This is a genomic window from Desulfovibrio oxyclinae DSM 11498 (assembly GCF_000375485.1).
GTDB lineage: Bacteria > Desulfobacterota > Desulfovibrionia > Desulfovibrionales > Desulfovibrionaceae > Pseudodesulfovibrio > Pseudodesulfovibrio oxyclinae.
Window position 1 is genome coordinate 179,359 of sequence record NZ_AQXE01000009.1, and the last position, 8,016, is coordinate 187,374.

2 protein-coding genes are annotated in these 8,016 nt (G+C 59.2%); both read right to left on the reverse strand.

The genetic code is table 11. The annotated features are described in order from the left end of the window. Positions 1-195: 195 nt before the first annotated feature. Positions 196-1,527, reverse strand: coding sequence for a TolC family outer membrane protein (locus tag B149_RS0111420; RefSeq protein ID WP_040372704.1), 1,332 nt, complete (start codon positions 1,525-1,527; stop codon positions 196-198). A gap of 138 nt (positions 1,528-1,665) precedes the next feature. Next, on the reverse strand, positions 1,666-8,016 hold a 6,351-nt coding region (locus tag B149_RS0111425), incomplete at its 5' end, for a tandem-95 repeat protein (RefSeq protein WP_018125293.1).

Here is an 8,016-nt window from a genome sequence, read left to right on the forward strand (position 1 = left end):
CGGCGTTTCGACGCCGGGGGTTCTTTATTATCGTACGAAAGGATGCTCCAAGTCCCTGAGATGCATACATAAACAATCAGACTCATGCCCGAACCGCTGAACGATATCGCCCTTTCCATTACGTCGCCAAAGACGCAAGACACAAAAAAAGGCGCGACCGAAGCCGCGCCTGAAAACGTAATTGCTGACGAGCTATCAGATATCCTCGGGGTCCTGATAAACGCCGTCTGCAATCTCCAGCGTCTTGACCAGTTCGCCCTTGAGGGTCATGAGCTTGTACAGGCTGAAGGTGCGGTTGCTCTTGGCCGTTTCCAGCTGGACGCTGTTGCTGAACACTTCATTGATGGAATCCAGCACGTCCAGCAACGAGCGCTGGCCCACGTTGAACTGAAGCATGTACATATCCAGAGATTCTCGGCTGTACTGCAACGCCTCCTGATATTTCGCGACCTGCTCCACCGCGGTCTCGTACTCGGACCATGCGGTCACGACCTGACGGGTAAGGTCGTCGGTCGTATCCTGCAACTCGGACTGGGCCTGCTCAACACGGGAATCGGCGGCCTTGGAGCGGTTGTAGTCGGACCCGCCGCTGAAAAGATTCCACGAAAGGGCCAGCATGGCGCGATTGTCCTGAATGTACGTATCGACACCGTCGAGGTCATCGGCATGTCGCGAGCTCACCTGAATATCCACGTCGGGATACATGGATGAATCCGTTACATTGCGGTCCTTTTCGGTCGCCTGCACCTCTGCCTCGCCGACCTTGACCTTGGGGTTGTTGTCAAGGGCAACGGAGAGCACGTCCTCCATGCGAAGCGGGACATACTCCATGCTGAAGGGGCTGACGCTCAATGCGCCGGGATTCTCGCCCGTCACTCTCACATAGGCAGCCTCTGCGTTTGTGAGTGAGCCTTTGTAGGAAATAACGGTGCTCTCCGCCCGGGCCAGACGGCCTCTGGCCTGCATCTCGTCCGCCCGACTTCCGGCCCCCGCCTCAACCCGCTCGGAAATGGAGGCCAAAACGTCACGGTGTTCGCTCACGTTCTTTTCGGCCAGATCAAGAAGCTTCCGCTCCCGCATGACGTCGAGGTGCGCCCGGACCGCGTCCAGAGCGACACTCTCCACGTTGTCACGAAGGCGGAACTCGGCGGAATTCAGTCTGGCCTTGGATCCCTCGTATTCATTGTACCGGTCCATGCCGTCAAAAACGTTCTGAGTCAGCGTAACCGTGGTGTCGCTAACGCTGCTGTGGGTGTTGTCCTCGGTCTGGTTTCTGGTGGTGCCACTGCTGTACTGTTGAAGACCGTATTCGGAAGTCAGGTCCAGCGAGGGGAAGAAACGCCCCAGGGAAGCGGAAAGATTTCTGGAAACCGCATCCCGGCTGTGCAAAAGTGCCTTGACCCTCGGGTGGTGCTCGACGGCCTTGGCCGCGCTGTCGCGCAGCGAAGTGGTCCCGTCATTGGCAGCGAAGGCGGTAGCGGTCATCAGTAGCAGCATGGAAAGCGTAAGAGGAAAAAAGCGTTTCATTTCGAGTTCACACCGATGTTGATATTTCATAAACGTTTGCAGAGGCGAAGAACGATATCCGGCCGTTATCCGTTTCCGCGAAAACCCGGTCTCCAACATGGGAGACCGGGCAATAATATACCATTATGATCCGTCCGGTTATCCGAGTTGTCCCTCGTTACCGGAATCGATGACGTGCTGCACCAGATCATCCGGCTGCACGTCGGCATGCACTGTAGTGTCGAACTGATCAAAGTCCGCACGACTCATGCCCATGAGCTTGACCACCACTTCCTGCTCGCCGCTGTCTTCGCTGACGAGCAACTGGGCCAGCCCGTTGTCGCTGTCGTAACTCATGCTTTCGATGCTCATGCCCTCTGCCAGCTGGATCGAGTCTTCACGGACATTGTAATCCTCGACCACGATCTCGTTTCCGTCCGTCAGCAGAGAGGGATCGATGAATATGCTGTCCTCGCCGGCCCCGAGATGCACACGGTCGTTGCCGCCGCTGGCCAGAATCGTATCATTGCCGTCACCGCCAAAGAGCAGGTCATTGCCATCGCCGCCGTTCAGCAGATCGGCACCGTTGCCGCCCACAAGCAGGTCGTCGCCATCGCCGCCATGGAGCACATCATCGCCCTCCATGCCGTAAGCAATATCATTTCCGTCGCCGCCGTGGAACACGCCGTCATCGCTGTCACGGACATCGACGACGAGGTCATTGAAATCATCGTCGTCATCGTGATTGCCGTTGTGCTTGTACGGGTTGTTATCCTCGGTCTTGTTCTTGCCCGGACCATTGAACTGGTCGTCCATGGCAACCTGTGAGGACTCTCCGTCCCCCGGATTCAGTCCCGGCCCCTGTCCCTCTTCGAACAGGAATCCGGGCTCCTCGTTCTCGGGATTCAGCGCGGGATCATCGAACTTCACGTCCACGAACCTGTTGTCGATCGAGAGTTCGTACTGCCCCCCGGAAGGCACGAAGTACAGGTCGCCGTCAATATTCAGGCCCTGATCGGCCCCGTCGGGAATAAGGAAGAATCGCACATTCTCATCCCCGGCAAAGGTCTTGAGGACATCGCCGTAAGAAGCCGAACGACTGTCGGCGAGAATGATCTCCGGATCAATGGGGCTGCCGTCCTCGTCGAGCCTGTATATTCCGAGCATGTTGCCGTATCCGGCCTCGGCTGAGTTGAAGAGGACTTCGGTGCTTCCCACATCAAGATCGACGATGCCTTCCGGTGCGGTGTTCACGTTGATAACGCTTGTGGCGCTCTCGCTGCTGAGGGATTCGCGCCCTTCGGAATCCGTGATGGTCACGGTAATCTCACGCGGGGTGTCATCCTGACTGTCGGTGCTGAACTTCACGGCCTGCACCGCGGACTCGTAGTCCTCGGCAGAAGCCTTTCCGCTGATGGTCACCACGATGCTTCCGTCAGCACTCACGTCGGTGTCCACAAGCAGCGAGTCGGGAACGCCGGAGGTGTCGAGCACGTCGCCCTGCTGTGCGTTGGTCAGGGTCAGTACGACCTTGGCCATGCTGCTGCCGTCCGCATCCGTAATGGACACGTTGCCCGCTACGGAAACCGCTTCGCCGCCCGAGTTGAAGGTAGTGGAATAATCGGTGGAGTCATCTTCGACAGGCACCACATTGAACCTGATGTCATCATGGTCCACGGTGTGTCCGTTGAATTCTTCAACCGCCCAGCGCTCGGAACCGTCGGGTCGCGTCAGCTCGATGTTGAAACGCTGATGGTCATCCGGATTCATGGACGGGTCGTCAAAGAAGGCCCGCTGCGTCATGGGCTCGCCGTTTTCGTTGACTCCGGTGGCCCACCACTGCCCGTCATCGTCCTGCGTAAAGGTGAACTCCGCGTCAGCCCTGAAAGCCGGTCCGGTCCGGTCGTCCCCACTGTTAATAATGAAGAAATTCGGCGTTTCGCCGGATTCGATATGACTCAGCAGATCACCCTTGGCCACATCTCTGGGACCATTTTCATCCGCATACTCATAGAGGACGTTGGTAACAGAGGGATTTCCGTCCGCATCCACCACGTAGGTGCCAAGCAGGTTGTAGCCCCAGGAGTTGCTGATGTCGGCAGTTACATCGAGATGCTCGCCCGTTGCATTCAGGTCGATGGAAGGAGCTTCGTTCCTGCCTGCGATGTTCAGGGTTACGGTAGCGGAGTCCTGACCGCCCTGCCCGTCATCGACGGTGTACTCAAAGGTCGCCGGGCCGCTGTAGCCGTCCTCCGGCACAAACTGAATCTCCCCGCTTGCATCAAGCGTCACACTGCCGTGCGAAGCGTTGCCCACGGAAATCACGGAAAGCTCGTCGCCATCCGGGTCGTTGTCCGAAAGCCCTTCGGCATTGGCGCTCGTGATCAGCTGTGAGGAGTCCAGCGTAATGGTATCGCCTTCGTAATATGTCCCGGAAACTTCCGGCATGGTTTCCCCGGAAACCGCCTTGAGCAGAAAGTCCGAGTTGCCTGCACCGTCTCCTGCGCCATCATCAAGAGGCATGATGGAAACACTGGCGATGGGAAGGCCGAAGCCGAGGTCGTCCACATCAAGGGTCACGTCGGCAAGACCGTCCTGCGTCCCCTGAACGTCAACGTATCCCATCAGGTCGCCAGCTGCATCGAAAGCCGCCACGCGCGCCATTTCGGTATGTCCGGCATCATAGGGAGCGCCGTTGTTGCCATCGAACAGGGCGGAAAGCGTCACCGTCACGCTCTGCATGGGTGCATCGAAGGATACCGCCAGCAGCTCGGAGCCGGTGGATTCCTGGCCGTCCTGCAGATCAACCTCGCCACCGTCGATGTTGCCGGAAGAACTCACCGCAAGCCCGGAGTAATCGTTTCCGCCGACCTTGTCGGCATCCACGCTCTTGGTGCTGAGGGTGGCGTCGTTCCACGAATTGGGTTCAAGGGCGTCGCCCGTCTTGGCCTCGACGTTCACGCCGCTCTGGGCCCATTCGGAGACCGTCTGCTGCACATCAGTCACCACGCCGGTATCCACGGCCAGCGTTTCTGACTGGGTCACAACCTCGCCGAACTCATCGTCAATGGCTTCCGGGGCGTCGTTGACCGGGGTAACATCCACTTGAACGCTTCCATCCGCGCTGCCGCCCTTGCCGTCCGAGACGGTATACTCGAAAGAGGCGTCCCCGTTGAAGTCGGCATCAGGGGTGAAGACCACGTTGCCGTCAACAAGTTCGACCGTGCCGTTTTCGGCACCCTGCACCGAATCGATCACCAGCGAATCGCCGTCGAGATCATGGTCGTTGCCGAGCAATTCGGCAGCGGAAATGCTGAGGGTCCCATCCTCTTCAACCGTGTATGCCTCGTCGTTCACCACGGGGTTTTCATTGGTGAGGGAGTCCGGGGCGTCCAGAGTGATGTTTACCGTGGCGGTATCGCCTTCCACACCATCGGAATCGACCGGCGCGTACTGGAAGGAATCGCCCGCTCCGAACTCCGCATCCACGTACCGCAGCTCCCAGTTCGAGGCCTGCTCGGAATCAGTCGAGAATTCGATCCGGTCGAACAGTGCGCCGTCAAGCTCGTCCTGTCCGATGGTAAGCGTGTACTGCAGGCCATCGGTGTCGTTGACGACGTTGCCGCTGGCCACCAGCTCGTCGCCGTTATAGGCCGCCCAGGTCGCCGTGGCCACTGTCTGGCCATTGCCATCCGGCACGAAATGTCCGCCAAGTCCATCAAGGCCGACTTCCGCATGGGAAACCTTGGCTCCATCAAAGGACAGGCTCAGAGTATCGTCTGCGTTGATGCCGTTGCCGTCAGCATCGCCGACGCCGATGCCCATATGACCGGAGTCTTCCTGATGGTACTGCCGCAGTTCGCCGCCGCTTACGGAGAGGGTGGCGGTAACGCCGTCTGCAATCTGCATGACCCTTGTTGACACATCCACGGCCTGTCCCCAGTTGTCCAGCGACTCGTCGCCAACCTGACGGGCACCGAGGAAAGCGCCGCTGACGGGAGCGGCTTCACCGGAATCCAGCGGCACGTAGCGGATGCCGTCCATGTCGTATTCACCGCCCGCTTCAGTGATGCGGTTGCCGTCCGCATCCTCAAGGTAGCCATGCTCCTCGTCGGGCAGCGTCTTGATGATGATTCTGGTCTGAGCCCCTGCGGCCTCGTCCTCGGTGTCCGTTACATGGTCGCCAAAGCTGATATCCACGGGTTCCGAGGAAACCGCGGATTCAGTGAAGCTGTCCGCCTCGGGCGGCTCGTTGGCGAGGACGTCCGGGGTCAGCTCGACATCCGCGAAGCTTTCATTACCCACCGCTCCGTCATCGTCCACGGGCACGAAACCGATGGAGGTGTCAGTGCCGAATTCGGCCTCGACGTACCGCAGCTCCCAGTTGGAACCGGACTGAGAATCGGTGGTGAATTCTATGGAGTCGAACAGGCCGCCCTCAACATCGTCGGAGGTGATGAGCAGCTCCTCGAAAAGCGGTGTGCCGTCTTCGCCCCGCGTCATTTCGCCACGTGCGACTTCCTGACCATCAAGCTTGGCTATCCAGACGGCCGTGGCCTGTCCGCCCTCGGCTGCAAAATGGCCACCGAGTCCGTCAAAACCGATACGCGCCGTGGACACGACCGCATCGCCGAAATCGACCGTCACGGTCTCACCGGCATTGATGCCGTTGCCGTCAGAATCGCCGATGCCGATGCCCATATGACTGGACTGTTCCTGATTGTACTGCCTGAGCGGGCCACTGTCGGAAGAAATGGTCACCACATTGCCGTCGGCGAGGGTGAGTTCGCGCACTGCGGCATTACCGTCCACGGCCTCGCCCCAGTTGGCGAGCGTCTGGTCACCCACGGTCTTGGTGCCGAGAAGAATAGAGGATTCGGCCGAGCCGTCTGCCTCGAAGGCAAACGTGCCGTCCGCGCCAAAGCGCGTGCCGTTATCATCACCGGTAACGTCGGACTCCCGCACGGCCACGGCCTCACCGCTTTCGGGATCCGTGTAGTACAGGGTGCCACCTTCAGGCATCTTCGTGATGATGATCTCGGAAACTTCGCCGTCCGCGTCCTGCGCATGGGAGAGGAAATCGACTTCAACGGGTCCGGCCTCGGTGGATTCCACGTCGAACGATTCGCTGACGGGCGCCTCGTTCACGTCGTTGACAACCACGTTCACGGTGGCGGAGTCGTACCCGCCCTGCCCGTCGTTGACGCCGTAGGTGATGGTATCGGTGCCGGTGAACCCTTCGTTCGGAGTGTAGGTGAGCTTTCCGTCCTCACCCACTTCCACCACGCCGTTCTCGGCCTGAGGCGTTCCGTGCAGGGACAAGGTACCGCCATCGACATCCGAATCGTTAGCAAGCACGTCGATCTCGACGGACTGCCCTTCATCGACACTGGCCGAATCGTTCACGGCCACCGGACGATCATTCACGCTCACGACGTTGATGATCGTCTCGGCGCTGTTGCTGGTCGCCCCGTTGTCATCGGAGACCGTGACCGTAATCAGACGGTCCGAAGTATCCGGGGCCTCCGAGTCATTATAGAAGGAAATGTTGCGAATCGCCGCTTCAAAATCCGCTGCGGAAGCTGTCCCGGCATCGGCCGTGAGCAGAACCGTCAAGCCATTGCCGTCATCGGCAGGCACGAGCTGCGCGCTGATGCCGTCAGGCAAATTGCCGACACGGAGCTGATCGCCCGCCTGCGGGTTCTCAAGCGTGATTTCCGCATTGGTCATTTCATCGCTGTCCACATCCGAGATATTCACGGAGCCGGACGCAATGTAGACCTGCCCGGCATCTTCCACGAAGGTTCCCTCAAAGCCTGTTCCCTCCGTACCCTCTTCCGTGGTGACCCGAACCACCACGTCACGGTAGTCATTGTCACCGCCGTTCCAGAGGTCCTCCACGCGCACGATGGTGGAACCGTCCGCCTGCGTCTCGATAATGAAATGTCCGGGCGCAGGGTCACGTCCGGGATCGCTGCCGTCGAGATTGTCCGGGTTGTATTCGTCCTGCGAGAAATAAACCGGCCGCCCGGAGGGAGAGCCGTCGATAAGCAGCTGAGGCTTGTCGCCGCTGGTATCGAAGGAGAGCTGCGAGTCGGCAAGATCCGGGTTGGAGCTGGCACCATTGGCAATCAGGAAATATTCATAATGACCGCCCTCCGGCAACGTGGCAAGAGTGTGCCCGTCTGCCTCGACACCATTTTGCTGGTTGTCGGTCAACGCATTCTGATTATTCAGGATAATCTGCGGATTGCTGGGATTGCCATCGGCATCCACAACGTAGACGCCGAAGATGTTGTTGAGGCTTGCGCTCTCGGAAACAAAATCCACCACCTTCCGTGCCCCCGCATCAAGATCAATTCTGGGGGCATCATTGGTGCCGTTGACCGTCACTTCGATGTCGTGCGTCGCCGTGCCGTCAGCGGACTGCACCGTAAAGGTCTCGGTGAAGCTGTCGCCTTCGCCAAGGGACTGCACGTCGGCGTTGGGAATGGTGTATTCCCAGTTGCC

Coding starts and splice junctions, on each gene's coding strand:
- B149_RS0111420 (WP_040372704.1), bottom strand. CDS start 1,527: ATGAAACGCTTTTTTCCTCTTACGCTTTCCATGCTGCTACTGATGACC.